The 18419-nt window shown below is 60.6% G+C and carries 13 protein-coding genes; 6 read left to right on the forward strand and 7 right to left on the reverse strand.

Translation table 11 applies throughout. The features are described from left to right. The first annotated feature begins 10 nt into the window (after positions 1-10). On the forward strand, positions 11-1162 hold the full coding sequence (macA, locus tag ACQRBV_RS19230; RefSeq protein ID WP_090370362.1) for a macrolide transporter subunit MacA: 1152 nt from the start codon (positions 11-13) through the stop codon (positions 1160-1162). A gap of 3 nt (positions 1163-1165) precedes the next feature. Then, entirely contained in the window at positions 1166-3124 is a 1959-nt protein-coding gene (locus tag ACQRBV_RS19235; RefSeq protein ID WP_411984356.1) for a MacB family efflux pump subunit, read from the forward strand. Between the two features lie 182 nt (positions 3125-3306). Here ACQRBV_RS19235 and ACQRBV_RS19240 read toward each other — a convergent pair whose 3' ends face one another. Both ACQRBV_RS19240 and ACQRBV_RS19245 read right to left on the reverse strand, forming a co-directional pair. Then, entirely contained in the window at positions 3307-3981 is a 675-nt protein-coding gene (locus ACQRBV_RS19240) for a helix-turn-helix transcriptional regulator (protein WP_174554038.1), read from the reverse strand. Positions 3982-4143: 162 nt separating this feature from the next. Beyond that, complete coding sequence (locus ACQRBV_RS19245; protein WP_090370368.1) at positions 4144-5388, reverse strand: methionine gamma-lyase; 1245 nt, start codon at positions 5386-5388, stop codon at positions 4144-4146. Positions 5389-5511: 123 nt separating this feature from the next. On the opposite strand from ACQRBV_RS19245, the gene ACQRBV_RS19250 reads away from it, so the two are divergent. Continuing rightward, positions 5512-5982 (forward strand): Lrp/AsnC family transcriptional regulator, encoded by a 471-nt coding sequence (locus ACQRBV_RS19250; protein ID WP_060755577.1) that lies wholly within the window; start codon positions 5512-5514, stop codon positions 5980-5982. Here ACQRBV_RS19250 and ACQRBV_RS19255 read toward each other — a convergent pair whose 3' ends face one another. The 3 genes from ACQRBV_RS19255 to ACQRBV_RS19265 all read right to left on the reverse strand — a co-directional run bounded on the left by ACQRBV_RS19255 (position 5983) and on the right by ACQRBV_RS19265 (position 9605). After that, positions 5983-7287 carry an ATP-binding protein gene (locus ACQRBV_RS19255; RefSeq protein WP_104994091.1) on the reverse strand — a complete coding sequence of 435 codons (1305 nt, stop codon included), beginning with the start codon at positions 7285-7287 and terminating at the stop codon, positions 5983-5985. Beyond that, positions 7284-8024: a response regulator gene (locus tag ACQRBV_RS19260; protein WP_060755575.1), complete on the reverse strand. Its 741-nt coding sequence runs from the start codon at positions 8022-8024 to the stop codon at positions 7284-7286. The genes ACQRBV_RS19255 and ACQRBV_RS19260 overlap by 4 nt, the downstream gene beginning before the upstream one ends. A gap of 171 nt (positions 8025-8195) precedes the next feature. Beyond that, positions 8196-9605, reverse strand: a complete 1410-nt coding sequence (locus ACQRBV_RS19265; protein WP_411984355.1) for a PLP-dependent aminotransferase family protein — start codon at positions 9603-9605, stop codon at positions 8196-8198. A gap of 191 nt (positions 9606-9796) precedes the next feature. On the opposite strand from ACQRBV_RS19265, the gene ACQRBV_RS19270 reads away from it, so the two are divergent. The 3 genes from ACQRBV_RS19270 (at position 9797) to ACQRBV_RS19280 (ending at position 12846) form a co-directional block, all read left to right on the forward strand. Beyond that, a complete protein-coding gene (locus ACQRBV_RS19270; RefSeq protein ID WP_090370374.1) occupies positions 9797-10429 on the forward strand; it encodes a LysE family translocator in 633 nt (210 codons plus the stop codon). 81 nt (positions 10430-10510) lie between these two features. Then, positions 10511-11569, forward strand: coding sequence for a diguanylate cyclase (locus ACQRBV_RS19275; RefSeq protein WP_411984354.1), 1059 nt, complete (start codon positions 10511-10513; stop codon positions 11567-11569). A 47-nt stretch (positions 11570-11616) separates the two neighbouring features. After that, on the forward strand, positions 11617-12846 hold the full coding sequence (locus ACQRBV_RS19280; RefSeq protein WP_411984353.1) for a M20/M25/M40 family metallo-hydrolase: 1230 nt from the start codon (positions 11617-11619) through the stop codon (positions 12844-12846). Positions 12847-13054: 208 nt separating this feature from the next. Here ACQRBV_RS19280 and ACQRBV_RS19285 read toward each other — a convergent pair whose 3' ends face one another. Both ACQRBV_RS19285 and ACQRBV_RS19290 read right to left on the reverse strand, forming a co-directional pair. Further along, a complete protein-coding gene (locus tag ACQRBV_RS19285; protein WP_305987652.1) occupies positions 13055-13453 on the reverse strand; it encodes a hypothetical protein in 399 nt (132 codons plus the stop codon). A 25-nt stretch (positions 13454-13478) separates the two neighbouring features. Further along, complete coding sequence (locus ACQRBV_RS19290) at positions 13479-18278, reverse strand: RHS repeat-associated core domain-containing protein (RefSeq protein WP_411984417.1); 4800 nt, start codon at positions 18276-18278, stop codon at positions 13479-13481. Between the last annotated feature and the right edge of the window lie 141 nt (positions 18279-18419).

The following is an 18419-nucleotide window of genomic DNA, read 5'->3' on the forward strand; positions in this document are numbered from 1 at the left end:
AGGGTCATTTATGCAAAAGTCAAAGTTTCGCAAAGTCGGCTTCGGCCTGGCGCTGGTTGTCGCGGCGGCATTGGTCATCTACACGGTGCAAGCGCCCGCCGACGCCCCGCAATACCTCACCGCGCCCGCCGAACGAGGTGATATTGAAAATGCCGTGTTGGCCACCGGCCTGTTGGAAGGGGTCAAGCAGGTCGATGTCGGCGCCCAGGTTTCCGGGCAGTTGAAGTCGCTCAAGGTCAAGGTCGGCGACAAGGTCAAGAAGGGCCAGTGGCTTGCCGAAATCGACCCGTTGATCCTGCAAAACACCCTGCGCAAAGCCCAGGTGGATGAAGAAAACCTGCAGGCCCAACGCCGGGCCACGGCGGCCCAGCTCAAGCAAGCCAAGTCGGTGTATGAACGCTACAAGGACTTGCAGAGCGACGCGTCGGTGTCGCGCCAGGATTTCGAGAACGCCGAGTCGAACTTCCAGGTGCAGCAGGCCAACCTGGTGTCCCTGGATGCGCAGATCAACAGCGCGCAGATCCAGATCGACACCGCCAAGGTCAACCTGGCCTATACGCGCATTGTCGCGCCCATCGATGGCGACGTGGTGGGGATCGTCACCCAGGAAGGCCAGACGGTGATCGCCAACCAACTGGCGCCGGTGCTGCTCAAGCTGGCGGACCTGGACACCATGACCGTCAAGGCTCAGGTGTCGGAAGCCGATGTGATTCATATCGGCAGCGGCCAGCCGGTGTATTTCACCATCCTCGGTGAGCCTGAAAAACGCTACTACGCGAAGCTGCGCGGCACGGAGCCGGCGCCGCAGAACTTCCTGGAAACCCAGGCCGCGGGCACGTCGAAGCAGAACACCGCGGTGTTCTACAACGCGTTGTTCGAGGTGCCCAACCCCGACCATCGCCTGCGCATCTCCATGACCGCCCAGGTGCGCATCGTGCTCGACACCGCCCAGGCTGCGTTGCTGGTGCCGGTGGCGGCACTCGGTGTGCGCAGCCCCGATGGTCGCTACACGCTGCGGGTTCTGGATGCCAAGGGCCAGGCGGTGCCCCGTGAGGTGAAGACCGGTATCAACAACAACGTCAAGGTGCAGATCCTCGAGGGCCTGGCTGAGGGCGATAAAGTCGTGATCGGCGATGCAACCCCTGCCGTGGCAGGGAGCTGACGCATGGCTCACCCGCTGTTGGAGCTCAAGGGCATCACTCGCAGTTTCATGGCCGGCGAGCGTGAGTTCGTTGCGCTCAAGGGCATCGATCTGACGATCCAGGCCGGGGAAATGGTCGCGATCATCGGCGCCTCGGGGTCGGGCAAATCCACGCTGATGAATATCCTCGGCGGGCTGGATTACGCCACGGCCGGCAGCTACAAGATCAACGGCATCGAAACCCGCTCCCTGGGGGATGAGCAACTGGCGGAGCTGCGTCGGGATTACTTTGGTTTCATCTTCCAGCGCTACCACTTGCTGGCGCATTTGAGTGCCTTGCACAACGTGGAAATGCCGGCGATCTACGCCGGTACGCCGCAAACCGCAAGGCACAGCCGGGCTCGGGAGTTGCTGGCGCGCCTGGGGCTGTCGGGGCACATCAGTCACCGGCCGAGCCAGTTGTCCGGCGGGCAACAGCAGCGGGTGAGTATTGCGCGGGCCTTGATGAATGGCGGCGAAGTGATTCTCGCCGACGAGCCCACCGGGGCACTCGATTCCCATAGCGGTAAAGAGGTGATGCGTATCCTCACTGAGCTGCACGCCGCCGGGCATACGGTGATCATCGTCACCCATGACCCCAAGGTGGCGGCGAATGCCCAGCGTATCGTCGAGGTGTGCGACGGCGAAATCGTCAGCGACCAGGCCAACGAACGTGTCGGCCTGGACTTGCCCAGCGAAGCGCCCATCGAACCCAGACGCAGCGGCGCACGCCGCTTGGTGGCAAGCCTGGGGCTGTTCAAGGAAGCGTTCAACATGGCCTGGGTTGCGCTGATTTCCCATCGCATGCGGACTTTGTTGACCATGCTCGGGATCGTCATCGGCATTACGTCGGTGGTGTCGATCTCGGCGATCGGCGAGGGTGCCAAACGCTATGTCCTCAAGGACATCCAGGCGATCGGCAGCAACACCATCGATATCTTCTCCGGTACCAGTTTTGGTGACAGCCGCGCGTCGGCCATCGAGACCTTGATGCTGTCGGATGTGGAGGCGTTGAACCAGCTGTATTACGTCGACAGTGCCACGCCGGTGGTGGGCCGCAACCTGTTGCTGCGCTTTGGCAACATCGACGTGGATGCGCAGGTCAATGGCGTGAGTGAGCGCTATTTCAAGGTCAAGGGCTTGAAGCTCGAAGCCGGGATTGCCTTCAGCGAAAATGATGCGCGACGCCAGGCGCAAGTGGTGGTCATCGACCACAACACGCGTCAGCGTTTGTTCGGGCCGAATATTGACCCGCTGGGCCAGGTGATCCTGGTGGGCAAGCTGCCGTGTACGGTGATCGGGGTCACCGCCGACAATAAAAATATGTTCGCCGCCAGCAAAGCGCTGAATGTGTGGGTGCCTTATGAAACGGCGGCGGGCCGCGTGTTGGGCCAGCGCCACCTGGACAGCATCACTGTGCGCATCAAGGATGGCCAGCCGAGCAAGGTGGTGGAAGACAACGTCAATAAACTCATGCTGCAACGTCACGGCACCAAGGACTTCTTCACCAACAACCTCGACAGCATCATGCAGACGGTGCAAAAAACCAGCCGTTCCCTGGCGTTGCTGTTGTCGCTGATCGCCGTCATTTCGTTATTGGTGGGGGGGATCGGCGTGATGAACATCATGCTGGTGTCCGTCACCGAGCGTACCCGCGAGATCGGTATCCGCATGGCCGTGGGCGCACGGCAGTCGGATATCCGCCAGCAGTTTCTGGTGGAGGCGGTGATGGTGTGCCTGATCGGTGGGGTGATCGGGATTTCGCTGTCCTACGCGATCGGCTATCTGTTTTCGCTGTTCGTGAAGGAGTGGGAGATGGTGTTCTCCCTGGGCTCGATCATCACCGCGTTTGCCTGTTCGACGCTGATCGGCATTGTGTTCGGCTTCGTACCGGCGCGAAATGCCGCGCGACTGGACCCGATCGAAGCACTGGCCCGCGACTGATTGTGCCTCTCACTCATGTGGCGAGGGAGCTTGCTCCCGCTGGGCCGCGAAGCGGCCCCGGCTTTTGGTTTGAAAAGACTGGGCCTGCTACGCAGTCCAGCGGGAGCAAGCTCCCTCGCCACAAGTTAGTCGTCGTCCGTTCTATCGATTAACCGACAGGCATCAGGGTTTGCCCGCCCTGTTTATTCTGGGAGCGGTCCATCGTCGGTGGCGTACATCCATCGCAACAATGAGTGCCGTCCACTGATCCCCAGCTTGATCGCCGCCCGCTTCAGGTAGCTCTCGATGGTGTTGACCTTCAGCGCCAATTGTTCCGCCAGTTCGCGCGCGGTGCGCCCGGCCAGCAGGCCGACACAGACTTCCAGCTCACGCTTGGACAGCTTCAGCCCCGCTTGCACCAGGCGCTCCTGGATGCGTTGACGCAAGGCTTCGAGGCCCTGGTTATCCGTTAGCGGCGGCTCGCCGTCCTGGCGGCAGGGATGTATCGCCGTGATGTGTTTTTCCACCATCGGCAGCAGCAGGGTGGAAAAATCCCGCAGCAGGCTGCGTTCTTGCGGCGAAAAGTTTTCGGATTGCTGGCCGCGATACACCGACAGCACGTAACGCACATTGTCCTTGCAATGCGTCAGGTGCAACTGGGCGGCAGGTTGCTCGGGGTCCAGGGTCACCACCGAATCGGTGTAGACCGGGTTGATCTCACGGTGGGCGTGCCCGGTGCAACTGACCTGCAACTGCTTGATATGGCTGGCGTCCACTGCCAGTTGGGTACGGATAAGGTCATGCAGCAAGCGTGGGAAATGGCGACTGCCAGTGCTGGCGATGACCTTGCCTATCTGTGGGAACAGGTGTGAGTTCATCCATTCATCCATGAATTTCAGGTGCAGATATTTGGCCTTATGCTAGTACAGCCTGACGCAGGGATGGGGATCCAATCGGTAAAAAATCAGATTAAAACGCATAACGGCGGTCGGACCAGTCCGACCACCGTTTGTGGGAAAGGATAACGCCGAGCTTGGGACTTATTTCAGGGCATGTTCGACGGTCGAGGGCCGGCGGGTCGTCTCGCGCATGCATTTGGCCAAGGCTTGTTGCACATCGGCCAACAGGTCGGCGACGTCCTCGAGCCCCACCGACAAACGCACCAGACCTTCACTGATACCGTGGTGTGCACGTTCTTCCGGGGTATAGGTGGAATGGGTCATGCTCGCGGGATGCTGGGCCAGTGATTCCGCATCGCCCAGGCTGACCGCGCGGGTAAACAGCTTGAGCGCGTTCATGAAGCGCCGACCGGTCTCAATCCCGCCCTTGAGTTCAAACGCGATCATGCCGCCGGCCATTTTCATCTGGCGCGTCGCCAATTCGTACTGTGGGAAAGAGCGTAGCCCAGGGTAAGTCACCCACTGCACGGCAGGGTGCGCCTGCAAGGCTTCGGCCACCGTCTGGGCGCTGCTGCAATGGCGTTCCATGCGCAGGGCCAGGGTCTTGAGACCGCGCATCAACAGCGAGGCATCCTGTGGAGACATCACTGCGCCGGTCAGGTCCTTGAGCCCTTGCAGGCGAATGCGTTGCGCCAAGGCGTGGCTGCTCACCGCCACGCCGGCGGTAATGTCGCCGTGCCCACTGAGGTATTTGGTGGCCGAATGCACGACCACGTCGGCGCCCAATTCCAGGGGCCGTTGCAGGTAGGGCGTGCAGTAGGTGTTGTCGACCACCAGCGTGACATTCGGCTGCTCATGGGCGAGTTGCGCCACGGCGGCGATGTCGACCAATTGCAGGGTCGGGTTGGCCGGGGTCTCGCAATAGATCATGCGGGTGGCAGGGGACAGTGCCGCGCGAAGGGCGGCCAGGTCGGTGAGGTCGACATGGCGCACCTTGATGCCGAACTCGCCGATGCCGTGGTGCAGCAGGGCGAAGGTGCAGCCGTAGAGCGTCCGGCTGACGATGACTTCGTCGCCTGGACGCAGCAGGGTCCAGAACGTCGCCGCAATGGCACCCATGCCTGAGCTGAACGCAACGGCGGCCTCGCCGTTCTCCAGGGTGGCCATGCGCGACTCGAGCAGAGCCAGGGTAGGGTTGGAAATACGTGTATAGAAATGGCCGTTCGCTTCACCGGCGAAGCAGGCGGCGCCATATTCGGCCGTGGGGAAGGCGAACGTGGCAGACAGGTAGATCGGCGGCACCAAAGCCCCGTGGTGGTCCTTGGGGTCATAGCCGTGGTGGATGGCGCGGGTGGAAAATCCGAAGGCAGGGTGTTTATTGTTCATCTCAAGCGCTCCTTATTTCCTACAATGCTATGCTCATAACCGCAGATGAACGTTGCCAAATTTGCCGACAAATCCCGCGTCAAGGGATGAAAAACCTATAAAAATAATGATCAGAGGCACGTTATGCCCATCCGTCTGGACCGTACCGACAAAGCCCTTTTAAACGCGTTGCAAGGCAATGCCCGCCTGACCGTCGCCGAACTGGCCGACCGGGTGGCCCTGACCACCTCGCCCTGTTGGCGGCGGGTCAGAAACCTGGAAGACAGCGGTGTGATCAGCGGCTACCAGGCGATTTTGTCGCCCAAGGCGCTGGGGTATGGGGTGACGGCGTTTGTCAGCATCATGATGGAGAGCCACACCCAGGACATTGCCCGGGCGTTCGAGAAACGGCTGTTGGAAATTCCGGAAATCGTGGCGTGCCATAACGTGTCCGGGCGCTATGACTTTCTGCTGGAAGTGGTGGCCAAGGACCTGGAGTCGTTTGGCGAGTTTGCCAGGGAGGTCTTGCAGACGCTGCCCTGTGTCAAAGAGATCTATTCGAGTTTTTCCTACAAGTCGGTCAGGCCGTTGCGGGTGATTCCGTTGCCGGGTTGATCAGAGCGTTATGCGCACCTCGGCACACAAACCGCCGCCCTCGCGATTGCTCAGGGTCAGTGACCCGCCAATCGCCACGGCCAGTTGCTGCGCAATCGCCAGCCCCAACCCGGTGCCACCGGTGCCACGGTTACGTGAGCTTTCCACCCGATAAAACGGCTGCATCACTTGCATCAGTTCTTCCTCGGCGATACCGGGGCCGCGGTCCAGCACCTTGAGCGAGCATTCGCCGTTGGCCGTCGAACTCACCTGCAGTTCGGCGCTGCCGGCGAATTTCAGCGCATTGTCCACCAGGTTCACCAGCACCCGGCGCAGGGCGTGGGGGCGAGTGTCCAGCAGCACCGCGCTTTTACCGCTGAGGCTGACGTTTTTATGCATGTCCTGGTAATCAAACACCAGGCTGTCCAGGAACGCATCCAGGTCGATGCGGTGGCTGGCTTCGGTGGCGCCGTGGACGCTGCGGGCGTAGGCCACGCCTTCACGCACCAGATGCTCCATTTCCCCCAGGTCGTTCCACAGTTTGTCGCGGTCGACTGAGTCCTCCATGAACTCGGCGCGCAGCTTCATGCGGGTAATTGGCGTTTGCAGGTCATGGGAAATCGCCGCGAGGATCTGCATGCGTTCCTTGAGGTATTCGGCAATGCGCTGTTGCATTTGATTGAACGCCACCGCCGCGTGGGCCACTTCGGTGGGGCCTTTTTCGTCCAGGGGCGTGGGATGGGCGTTCGGGTCGAGGGTTTCCACGGCGCGGGCCAGGCGCGTCAGCGGGCGGATGGCCAGGCGCACGGCGATCCAGGTGCAGCCGAGCAGCAGCGCCAGTTGCAGCACCAGCACCACCGGCAACCAATAAGCGACCGGCTGGGCGGCGGGGCGCACGTCAATGGTGATCGGGCTGCCGTCGGCCAAGGTCAGGTGCGCCTGGAAATGCTTGCGCAGGCCGGGCAGGTCACGAAAGGTCAGGGCATAGTGCTCACCCAGGGCGCTGGCGATCGAGGTTGCCGCCATGGGCACGTCATCGTTGCTCAGCGGTTCGCCGGTTTCGCCGGCATCGAGCAGGTAGCGGTAGTTCTGCCGGTCGAGGCGTGGCAGCCAGCTTGCGCGTTCATTGGCGGGCAGGCGGTCGAGGATCGCCACCGAGGTCGACACATCGTTTTCCAGGTTGCCGAGCATGACGGTGCGGGCGCTGATGTAGCGCTCGTAGAACTGCGCACTGAACGACAAGCCATGGGCACACAGCAGGCTGATCAAGAAGATCAGGGACAACTGCGACGCCAGCGTGCGTGGCCAACCCAACCGCCACTTCATGGCGCGGCCCCGAGGATTTCCACCGGCAGGGAAAACACATAGCCCTCGCTGCGCACGGTCTTGATGTAGGCCGGTTCACGGGCATCATCCAGCAGGCGTTGGCGCAGGCGGCTGACCAGCAGGTCGATGGAGCGGTCGAACAGGTCCGCGTCACGGCCCTGGGTCAGGTTCAGCAACTGGTCGCGGTTGAGCACGCGCTGAGGGTGGTCGAGGAACACCCGCAGCAACCGGTATTCCGCGCCGCTCAGGGCTACCAACGTGTCGTCTTCATCCAGCAGGTGGCGGGCGGTGGTGTCCAGGCGCCAGCGGCCAAAACGAATCAAGCGTCCGGTTTCGCTGACCACCAGGTTGGGCGGCAACATCCGCGTACGGCGCAACACGGCGTTGATCCGCGCCAGCAACTCACGGGCGGCAAAGGGTTTGACCAGGTAATCATCGGCGCCCATTTCCAGGCCGATGATGCGGTCGGTTTCGTCGTTGCGCGCCGTGAGCATCAGCACCGGCGTCGCCTTGTGCTTGCCCACCCGCAGCTCGCGGCACAGCAGCAGCCCGTCGTCGCCGGGCATCATGATATCCAGCACGATCAGGTCCACGGGGGTGGTGTCGAGGAAGCTGCGCATCTGGCGGCCATCGGCGACCACGGTGGTGCGCATGCCGTTTTTCTTCAGGTAATTGCCCACCAGCTCGCGGATCTCGCGGTCGTCATCGACGATCAGGATGTGATCGACATGCTCCATGCTGCGTTCCTCAAAAAGTGTGATTGCCGCGCAGTCTAGCCATTATGGGCGCCGTTGCCTTGTGCCCTTTGTATTGCACTGTATCTGGCGATAAGTAGATACACGACGAGGCAAAAAACAGCCGGATGATGTTTGACGTCAAGGGCACCTCGTTGAGCTTCTACCGCCTGTTCATGCGCGCACGGCCTTGAGCAGCAAGGTCTCGAATAACCGCTGAACCCGTGGCTCATCGGTATGGGCCACATTGAAACGCATCGAATCGCCGTTGGCCGGGTCATAGCCGAACAGTGCGCCCGGTGCTAACGCCATGCTGTGTTTCAACGCCGCCTGGGCCAGTTGCTCGGCATTCACTCCCGCAGGCAGGCGCGCCCAGATGAACATCCCACCCTCATAAGCCATCGCCGGTTCGCAGCCACAGCGCTTGAGCCATTGCTCGACTCGTCCGCCGGCTTCCTGCAGGCGCTGCACCGTGCGTTTGCGGTGCCGGGCATAGCTGCCTTCGCTGAGCATGCGGTACACCACGTGCTCGAACAGTTCGGAGGTGACGCCGCCGCTCATCAATTTCATATGCGTCAGGTTGGCCGCCAGTTGCGGGGCGGCCACCACGTAGCTGACGCGGGTGTTGGCGCTGAGGATCTTCGAGAAGCCTGACAGGTAAGTGACCTGGTCCAACCCGGCCAGGGCCGCCAGGCGCGGGGGAGGGTTGGGATGCAGGTCGCCGTAGAGGTCATCCTCGATGATGTGGCAGTGGTACTGCCGGGTCAGTTGCAGCAGGCGAAACGCCTGGCTGGGGCTGAAGGAGTGACCGGTGGGGTTTTGCAGCACGCTGGTGGTGAGGTACAGGCTGGGCCGGTGTTCGGCGAGCAATTGCTCGAGTGCGGTGAAGTCCAGACCGTCGGGGCGACGCTCGATCGTCACCACCTTGACCCCATGCAGAGCCAGGTTGGCGTGGAAGTTGAAGTAGCACGGCGCGTCCAGTAGCACGGTGTCGCCGGGGCGGGCCAGCAGGCGCATGAGCATGTCCAGGCCCTGCACGGTGTTGGGGGTGGTGATGATCTGCTCCACCGGCACCGACAGGCCGTCGCTGTGCAGCTTTTGTTGCAGGGCCTGGCGCAACGGCAACAAGCCCGCCGGCGTCCCCAGCCCGGCGATCCGCAGTGAGGGCGCGCGCACCACGCTGCGCAGGGCCTGGCGGATGGCTTCGGTGTTCAACCAGTCTTCCGGCAAATGCCCACTGCCCGGGCGCAGTTCGCTGTCGGCGTTGGCCAAGGGGCGTCGCAATACACTGAGCAAGTCCTGGGGCAACAGATCAACCCAGGCCACCGACGCCGGCCGGGCGGTTTCCATCGCGACGAAGTAGCCACGGCCCTGGCTGGACGTCAGCAGGTTGCGCCCGCGCAGGCGGTCCAACGCCTCATTCAGGGTGAACTTGCTGACGCCCAGCACCTGGGTCAATTCGCGTACCGACGGCAACTTGCTGCCGGGCGCCCATTCGCCACCTTCGATGGCCTGGCTGAACGCCTCGACGATCTGCTGAACCTTCGGCGTGCCTTCCACAAAGGCGATGGCGGATATGAACATAAACCTTCCTGGTGTTTACCGGTGATTTTACCGGTGAAGTCAGGCCGGATTAGGCACCACTTTACCTGCCTTGTGCAATGACGCTGGCCTAGACTGCGCGCCAGGCGCCGCTGTTGGTCGTGGGTGTAACGCCGGCCCGGCTGGCGACGACGCCCAAATCTCTTTGCTACCCCCTCCAAGGCCCCCTGACCATGACCAGTGCGTTAACCCTGTCTTCGTTTCTCTATTTCCTGGTGTTTTGCGCTACCATGACCTTCAGCCCCGGCCCCATGACCTTGCTGCTGTTGAGCCTGGGCCTGAGGGACGGCCTGCGTCGTTCGATCCCGGCGCAGGTCGGTGCCAGTGTGGCGTACCTGATTTCGATCCTGATCTTTGCCGTGGGCTTTTCACAGTTGATCAAGGGCAACGTTGTCATTACGCAGACCCTCCAGGTGGTCGGCGTGGCCTACCTGCTTTACCTGGCCTATAAACAATGGACCAGCACCGGCGGAATCATCGCTCAGGGCGGCGCCCCGGAAAGTTCGCGCAGCCTGTTCGGCAAGGGGTTGTTGACCGGGTTTTCCAACCCCAAGACGCTCATTCTGTTCAGCGCGGTGTTCCCGCAGTTTGCCGGGGCAGGGGAACACAGCTCTATGGCGGATATCGCGATCCTGGGCCTGACCTTTCTGCTGCTGCAATTTGCCAGTGGCTGCCTGTATGGCTACTTCGGCCAACGCATCAAGGGCGTGCTGGAAAACCCCAGGCATCGAGTGCTGCTACAGCGTTGCACGGCGCTGATGCTGGTGGGGGTTGCGGGGATGTTGGCACGCGGGTTTTCGCACTGAAGTATTAGCCCATAAGCGGTAGTGGCGATTTGACTCTGCCCTGATAGACTCCAGGCACTTAGCCTGGATTACACCCACACCATGCCAGCCGCCGGAGGAAAGGGACTTCCGCTCGCTTCGCGCCTATACAAATCCCGCGCATTGGGGCTGACGCTCGGCTTTGTGTGCGTGGTGTTTGCCATGTACCCGCTGCACCCGTCCGCCTGGGTCTGGGCCTGGATGGTGATCAATGCCTTTGTGTGGCCGCACCTGGCCTATCAGTGCTCGCGACGTGCGAGCAACTCATTGCGCAGTGAACGACGCAATCTGCTGTTCGATTCCTTTTGCGGGGGCTTCTGGGTCGGTGCGATGCACTTCAACCCGTTGCCCAGCGTCACCACGCTGTCGATGATGACCATGAACAACGTCGCCATCGGCGGATCGCGTTTCATGTTCATGGGCTGGGTGGCGCAAGCGCTCGGCATTGGCGTGTCCCTGCTGTTGTTCACGCCGGCGTTCATTGCCGTGACCAGCCAGGCGCAACTCTACGCCTGCCTGCCGATCCTGACGGTGTATCCCCTGGTCCTGGGCTGGATCTGCTATCGCCAGGCCGTGACCCTGGCGCGGCACAAGCGTGAACTGCTCGCCCTGAGCCGCACCGACAGCCTGTCCGGCCTGCTCAACCACGGCGCCTGGAAAGACCACCTCGAAATCGAATTTCAACGGTGCCGTCGTGGTCCGGCCGGCGCGGCGATCGCCCTGATCGATATCGATCACTTCAAGACCATCAACGACACCTACGGCCATGTGACCGGTGACATCGTGCTGCGCCAACTGAGCAAAGTGTTGCGCCAAAGCTTGCGCATCACCGACCTGGCCGGGCGTTATGGCGGCGATGAGTTCTGCGTGATCCTGCCGGGCATGCCGCTCGACCATGCCACCGAAATGATGGAGGCCCTGCGCGATCGCTTCAACGCCTTGGTGTACGCCCAGGACCCGACCTTGCGCGCCAGTTTGAGCATCGGCCTGGCGCCGTATCAACCGAGCCACGCCGATTCGCTGAGTTGGCTCAACGACGCTGACCTTGCGTTATACGAGGCCAAAAGCAGTGGGCGTAACCGCGTCAGTTCGGCCCAGGGGAGTTTGTTGCGGTCAGTTTAGTGGGGTAGGGTAACGCGGCCCCTCTCAACAAAAACAAGGATCGGTTCATGCTTTTTACTTTCCCCCGTACCCTTTTGGCCGCGACCCTGGCCTTGTCCGTCGTCGTGCCGGCCTACAGTGCCGACCCCCATAAACAGATCCAGGCGGATGCCGAACAGTCCAAGGCCCCAGCCTTGAAATTGCTGGAGCGCCTGGTGAATATCGACTCGGGCTCAGGCTACGAGCCGGGCCTGACCCAAGTGCGCGACATTGCGGTGGATGAACTGAAACAGCTCGGTTTCAGCATTGAGTTGGTACCGGACAAAGCCGCCAACAACAGCCATGTGGTCGCCATCCTCAAGGGCACCGGCAAGGCCAGGATTTTGCTGATGGCCCATATGGATACCGTCTTCAAGGAAGGCTCGGCCGCCGAGCGCCCGTTTCACATCAAGGACGGCCGCGCCTATGGCCCCGGCGTGATGGATGACAAGGGCGGCATCGTCGCCGGTATCTATGCGCTCAAGGTCCTGAAAAATCAGGGCTTCAAGGACTACGCGCAAATCACCTTCCTGCTCGACGCCAGCGAAGAAACCGGTTCAGAAGCGGCCTCCGAGCTGATCCGCAAAACCGCCAAGGCGCACGACGTGACCTTGAACCTCGAACCCGGCCGCCCTGCGGACGGCCTGGTGGTGTGGCGCAAAGGCAGCGCCACCGCCGTCGTCGAAGTCAAAGGCAAAGCCGCCCACGCCGGCGTCGCCCCGGAACTGGGCCGCAATGCGGCCATGGAAGCCGCGCACCAGATCCTGCAACTGGGCAAGCTGGGCGATGAAGAGAAGAAAACCACCATCAACTTCACCGTGCTCAAGGCCGGTGACCGCGTCAACGTGATCCCCGACCAAGCCACCGCCAAGGCCGACGTCCGCGCGGCGTTACCGGAAGAGTTTGATCGCATCGAGAAAGACCTGGCGCGAGTGTCGGCCAACAAACTGATCCCCGACACCGAAGTGACCACCAGCCTGCACCGGGGTTTGCCACCCATGCCGCAAACGCCGGAGTCGGACAAACTGGTGGCGATTGCCCAAGGCATCTACGGCGAGTTAGGCAAGACCTTGACCATTGAAGGCAGCGGCGGCGCGGCGGATGCGAGCTTGTCAGCGGGTGTGGGCACGCCGACGCTGGATGGGTTCGGGATAGTGGGCGGCAATATTCACACGCCGGAAGAGTACGCGGAGGTGGAGAGCGTAGTGCCTCGGGTTTATTTGTTGAGCCGGATGATTATGGAGCTGTCGAAGCGCTGATTGGGGTGGGGCATTATCGAGATGATGATCGCCCCCCTTTTTTGTGGCGAGCGAGCTTGCTCGCGCTGGGCTGCACAGCAGCCCCAAAATAGACACTACCCATCTAACTGAAAACACCCGTCGCCGGACCTGGGGGCCGCTTCGCGGCCCAGCGCGAGCAAGCTCGCTCGCCACAGAAGGCGGTGTCGCGTTGCAGAGCGGTGCGGTGTTACCAAGTTGATGGGTCTTCGAGGCTGGCTTTTTGGAGGTCGTCTTTCCAGACTTCGTTGGCTAGTCGATATATGTCTGCGAAGAAGCCTCGAGGGTCAGCTATTTCTGTTTCGTCCCAGGCCATCGTTATGTATTCGTCGTAGTCATTTTCGAACTCTTTCGAAAAGTCGAATTCGGTGTTGTCTAGTGCATCCCTGAGAGCAGACATCAATAAGAAACGATGTCTGTATGACAGGTACATGAGGTCTTTCAAGATATAAGAAATTATAATTTTTTTCCTATCCTTCTCATTGTTAGGATTGTATTTTCGTAATTCTCTTCCAACCGTTTCCTCGATGTCATATATCGACAATGCCCCTAATATATGAGAGATGTTAGGGATGTAAGGGGTATTCATGAATGGACATTTCAGCATTGTCTGCTCACTTGGGGAATGCGGTGAAAGGTCGAGTTGGGTTGTTTCTATCAAATCTAATTTCCGCGCGCTCCAAGTTTTCAATGTACCTAGGGTTGTTTATGTCCCCACCATTAGGTTTGTAGCCTCGTCCGGCTCCAGATAGCTCGACTATGACCACCGGGTTGCCTCTCCTGTCAAATCCCGTGGGAGATGGCGAAGCGCCCTGCATCCTACCCATGGCCTTATTTATAGCGTGGAGCTGCATTTTCCAAGACTTAAATTGGGAGCTAGAGCTGATAGTTCCTCTCTCCCCTGTGGTTGGATTTGTTCCATCAATTGATCGTTGTTTTAACGCGTTGTCTGATATCTCTGGGCCATGCTTTTCAACCGTATGCATATCGTATTCCTGCTCCCAGGCTTGCACTTGTCGTTTTGCATTTGCCTCGGCCATTTTATCTATTCTCGCCTGCCGCTCAGATCGCGTCAGTTGAGGTAGAGCGGGTGCGCCTTCATTAACGTTGGGTATCGGAAGGATAGGGGGAGCGTCAGGCTTGCACCCATCCCCACCAGGACACGTGCTCAACCCCAGCGGATCCACCCACCCCGTAGGATTCGGCACGTACTGGTACGCATTGATCCCACCCGCCAGCTTCACCGGATCCGGCGTCAGGTAGCGACCAATATCCGGATTGTAGTAGCGATGGCGGTTGTAGTGCAGCCCGCTTTCCGCGTCGCAGTACTGGCCTTGAAAACGCAATGGGTTGTCGATTTTGCCGACATCAAGGCGGGCTATTTCGCCATAGGCACGGTAGTGCGCGGACCAGACGATTTCGCCTTCGTTATCGGTCAGTTCCTGCGGCGTGCCGAGGTGGTCGAGTTGGTAGTGGTAGGGCTTTGTTTCTTTCGGCCCAAAACCTTCCAGTAAAACCAATGGGCGGAAGCTGTCGGGTTCGTATAGGTAGCTGCGATGGAGCTCCGCATGATGCTCGGCAATCAGCTTGTCGCCTTGCCAGAAGAACTCTGTGGTTGTGTCATCCACGGTTTTGTTGATGCGCCGCCCAAACGGGTCGTAGCGATAGTGGGCGGTTTGCCCGTTGGGTGTGGTGAGGCCAATCAAACGGTGTTGGCAGTCGTAGCGGTATTCGGTGACGAGTTGCTGGCCTTTGCCGCGTCGTTCGCGGATGAGGTTGCCGAAGGCGTCGTAGTCATAGTGATGATCGCCCTGGATCATCAGGCGATTGCCCGCGACGATGTCCGGCCCAGGGCGGTTCTGCATCAGCAGGTTGCCCGCCGGGTCGTGGCCGAAGCGTTCCTGTACGTCTTGCGAGTGGTTGGCGCGGGTCAGGCGGGCGAGGGGATCGTAGTGGTAGTCGTGCTGGCCCTTGCGGGTGTCGAGCAGGCGGGTGAGGTTGCCGGTTTTGTCGTAGTCGTATTGGCGCTGGTAGAGAATGTGTTCCTGCTGGGTGATGGCGTGGGCGTGCAGGCGGTGCTGGTCGTCGTAGTGGTAGTGGCTGAGCAACTGGCCTTGTTGGCGTTGGTGTTCGCGACCGTTTTTAAACAGGTGTGAGGTGAGCAGCGCACCGTTGAGTTCAACCGTGGAAAGGTGACCGCCTTTGTCATGGTTGAACACCAGACGGTTGTTGTCTGGCAGGCGCAGGTGCTTTAACTGACCACAGGCGTCATAGCCGTAGCGCAGGGTGCCCCAGCCTTGGTGCTCGGCGGTCAGGTGATTCTGGACGTCGTATTCGTAGGCCAGCGCCCAGTGGCCGTCGTCGACACTGAGCAGGTTGCCCTGGCGGTCGTAGGCGTATTCAACCACTTCGCCATCGGCAAGGGTTTTTCGTACGAGGCGCCCGGCGTGGTCGCGCTCATAACGCGTAACCAGCTGACTGCCATCGTCGCCGTGTTCGGTCTTTTCCAGCAGGTTGCCGTTGAGGTCGTAGGCATACGCCGTGCGCTGGCCATCAAAGCCGATTTCTTGCTGGATCAGGCCGTTGGGGTGGTAATCAAGCTGGTAGGTTTCGCCGGCTTCGTTTTCAATCGCGGTGAGCAATAAACGCACGTTGTCGTAGCGGTACTTGACCTGGGTGCCGTCGGCATTGAGGCGGCGGCTGATCAGGTGCAGGCCGTCGGCATATTCGTAACGGGTGACGTGGCCGAGTTCGTCGCGTTCGGCGGTGATTTTTCCGTAGGGGTTGTAGCTGTATTCCCGACACGCACCGCCCGGCAGTGCCACGCGAACCAGCCGGCCCACGCTGTCCCACTGGTATTGGGTCAGCGCACCGTGCTCATCCTCACGCGCCACTTGCCGCCCAACGTCGTCATAGCGATAACGCTTGATGGCGCCATTGGGCAGTTGTTCCTCCAGCAACTGCCCGCGTTCATTCCAGACCAGCCGATGACAGCTGTGATCGGGATACCACACGCCCGTCAGTTGCCCGGATGGGTTGTAGCTGTAGTCGGTGATGTGCCCGGCGGGATCCGTCCGACGCGTCACATCGCCCTGGTCATTGCGCTCATATTTCCAGACCGCCTGGCCACGCCGCACCACGCGTACGAAGCCGTTGTCATGCTCGTAGGACGTCGGTTCGTCATCCCCCGGAAACACCGCCACCAAGCGTCCGGCATCGTCGTACTGATAGGCCGTCACCGCGCCCAGTGGGTCTTGCTCGACCGTCAGCCGGCCCTTGTCGTCGTAGGATTTGAAATGCTTGGCGCCGTCCGGATCGATACGCTGTACCAGCCGTGCGCGCTGGTCATGTACATAGATTTCCTGGCTGCCGTCGGCGTTAAACACCGTGACCTGGCCGTCGTCACCCCAGGCATAACGCGCGTCCATCTGCGAGAAGCTCGCCCAATGCCGGACGCAGCGCGCCGCCTTGCCGGAACGTTCCCATTCCCAGTAGAAACTCGCGCCACCGGCCAACTGCCGCTCAAGGATGACGTGCTGAGCGTCGTAGCGATAAACCTCACGTTCACCCACGGCATTGGTCGCACACACCAGTCGGCCATCGTCGTCATAGGCGTAGGACACAACGTTGTGTTCGGTCACCCAGGTGAAGGCTTCATGGCCTTTGGCGCGCTGAACCTGATAGTCCACTGCCACAATGCGCTCAAGCTCATAGCGCAAAAACAGCGAGCGGCCGACGCCGTTATCCAGCCGTTCAATACGCCCCGAGCGATCCCGCAGAATACGCAGCCGGTTGTCGTACGCATCGCTGATGGCGGTGAGCACACCGTTGCAAAAGTGGTAGAGCCGCGACGCCTGGGCCAGCACTAATTCATCGGGCAGAGCGCCCGGGTAGATCGCCGCTTCGGCCAGGCTGTTGGTGATCGCCGGTCGCGACGCAGTGGGCAGTGGAAATTCAGTAGAGCGGTTTTCATGATCGGTCCACACCACCGAATCACCTGACACCGAAAGCCGATGCGCCAGCGCATGGCTCCAGCCAAACCCCAACCCACAATCCACTTCCACGGCACTGGTGCGATACAGCCGCGTCCACTCAAACGGCAACACGCCATCCAGCGTGCCATCGGTCAGCGTCAGCAACTCCTCGCCGGTGACCATCGACACCGGGCAGCCATGGGAGGCGGTCTTGTCCGCCGATGCCGAAGCCTCCCCATTGAGGTTTTTCCCAGAGGACGGCACATCGTCGACAGGCTCCTGCCTGACCAGTACGGTGCGCTGCGTCGCCTTGTCCCGCACTGCCGTCACGGGGTTGGAAACCAACTGATCGCCAGCTTTCAAAGGCCCAGGCGGCACCGTCTTGATCGGCGTCGGCGCGCTACCGAGCAAAACCGGCTTAGCCATCTCGACGTGATCATCCACACCAGATTTGCCGAATTGCCCAGCCATGTGTTCCAGCCAGCGCCGCGCACGACGGGTCTTGATCGCGCCCAGCACCTTCGTGCTCATGCCTATCGCCAGGCCCATCCCGCCTATGGCGCGGCACAGCAACAAATTGATCAGGACCTCGGCGCTGATTTGCCCCAGCAATTCGTTCATGTACGGCGCTGGCAGCATGCGTATCCAACTGACCATGGCCGCCAGGTAGATAAACAACAGTGGCTCATCGCTGAGCACCAGCAGGCCTTTGGCGAGGGCTTCGGTGCTGACTTTCAGCAGCTGTTCGAACTCAGACTGGGACAGGTAGTGCAGCAGTTTTTCCGCATGGGCCAAGGGGTCGCTCAACCATTGAAACAGCTGCTTGAGGTCGTCCCAGAGCGAGTAGAGCGCGTTACCAAAGCCTCGGGCATAGGCGTGGTGCAATGTCAGGTAGCGCTTGAGAAAGTTTGCTTCGGAGTAACCCTTCCACAGTGGCTTGAAAGTGGTGTGCCACTCTGCGCGCAGCCAGTCTTCCAACGGTGCGATGAGCGACTGATACGAGGCGTACAACGCCTTGAAGTGCGCCTTGGAGACATCGGGGTAGAAGTTGACCCGGTATTGCTGGTTGCGATCACACTCGGTGATTTCCAGAATGCCACTGGGCCCGATGGTGTGATGAATCGGCTCGCCCAATGGCCCGCCGTCAGGATCGACGCGCTGTACGATCACCGGGGTATTGCCAATCGGCACGAAACGCGAACTCTGGAACATATGCACCAGGGTCAGGGTACCGTTGGCTTGGCAGGTGGCGACGGTGCTGCTGGGCAGGATCGAGCGGTTGATCGGCGCCACGAGCGCCACTTCATTGCCGACCTTGAAGACCTGCTCGATATCGAGCGCCGAAAAGCTGAAAAAGCTCTCAGCCCAATCGTCGTAATGGTTGAGGCAGCGCTTGAAGTCGCTGATGACCGACTCGACGTCGCGGGTCTTTGAATCCATGGCGGCCAATACCAGCAGACCGATGGTCTGGCTGGTCACGGCGATCAAGAGGCAACCCCGAAAGACAGGGTTCTAACGCAAAGAAACATCGGCAATCCCTCGCACTGTGTATTCAGGCGAGGGACTTTGCAGAGGTTTTCA

The sequence above is a fragment of the Pseudomonas sp. R11F genome, assembly GCF_050312575.1.
GTDB lineage: Bacteria > Pseudomonadota > Gammaproteobacteria > Pseudomonadales > Pseudomonadaceae > Aquipseudomonas > Aquipseudomonas palleroniana.

What these genes read in the sequence shown, in the direction of transcription:
- ACQRBV_RS19260 (WP_060755575.1), bottom strand. Translation starts at nt 8,024, where the DNA reads ATGGAGCATGTCGATCACATCCTGATCGTCGATGACGACCGCGAGATC.
- ACQRBV_RS19240 (WP_174554038.1), bottom strand. Translation starts at nt 3,981, where the DNA reads ATGAACTCACACCTGTTCCCACAGATAGGCAAGGTCATCGCCAGCACT.
- ACQRBV_RS19235 (WP_411984356.1), top strand. Translation starts at nt 1,166, where the DNA reads ATGGCTCACCCGCTGTTGGAGCTCAAGGGCATCACTCGCAGTTTCATG.
- ACQRBV_RS19275 (WP_411984354.1), top strand. Translation starts at nt 10,511, where the DNA reads ATGCCAGCCGCCGGAGGAAAGGGACTTCCGCTCGCTTCGCGCCTATAC.
- ACQRBV_RS19265 (WP_411984355.1), bottom strand. Translation starts at nt 9,605, where the DNA reads ATGTTCATATCCGCCATCGCCTTTGTGGAAGGCACGCCGAAGGTTCAG.
- ACQRBV_RS19250 (WP_060755577.1), top strand. Translation starts at nt 5,512, where the DNA reads ATGCCCATCCGTCTGGACCGTACCGACAAAGCCCTTTTAAACGCGTTG.
- ACQRBV_RS19270 (WP_090370374.1), top strand. Translation starts at nt 9,797, where the DNA reads ATGACCAGTGCGTTAACCCTGTCTTCGTTTCTCTATTTCCTGGTGTTT.
- ACQRBV_RS19255 (WP_104994091.1), bottom strand. Translation starts at nt 7,287, where the DNA reads ATGAAGTGGCGGTTGGGTTGGCCACGCACGCTGGCGTCGCAGTTGTCC.
- ACQRBV_RS19285 (WP_305987652.1), bottom strand. Translation starts at nt 13,453, where the DNA reads ATGAATACCCCTTACATCCCTAACATCTCTCATATATTAGGGGCATTG.
- ACQRBV_RS19290 (WP_411984417.1), bottom strand. Translation starts at nt 18,278, where the DNA reads ATGGATTCAAAGACCCGCGACGTCGAGTCGGTCATCAGCGACTTCAAG.
- macA (WP_090370362.1), top strand. Translation starts at nt 11, where the DNA reads ATGCAAAAGTCAAAGTTTCGCAAAGTCGGCTTCGGCCTGGCGCTGGTT.
- ACQRBV_RS19280 (WP_411984353.1), top strand. Translation starts at nt 11,617, where the DNA reads ATGCTTTTTACTTTCCCCCGTACCCTTTTGGCCGCGACCCTGGCCTTG.
- ACQRBV_RS19245 (WP_090370368.1), bottom strand. Translation starts at nt 5,388, where the DNA reads ATGAACAATAAACACCCTGCCTTCGGATTTTCCACCCGCGCCATCCAC.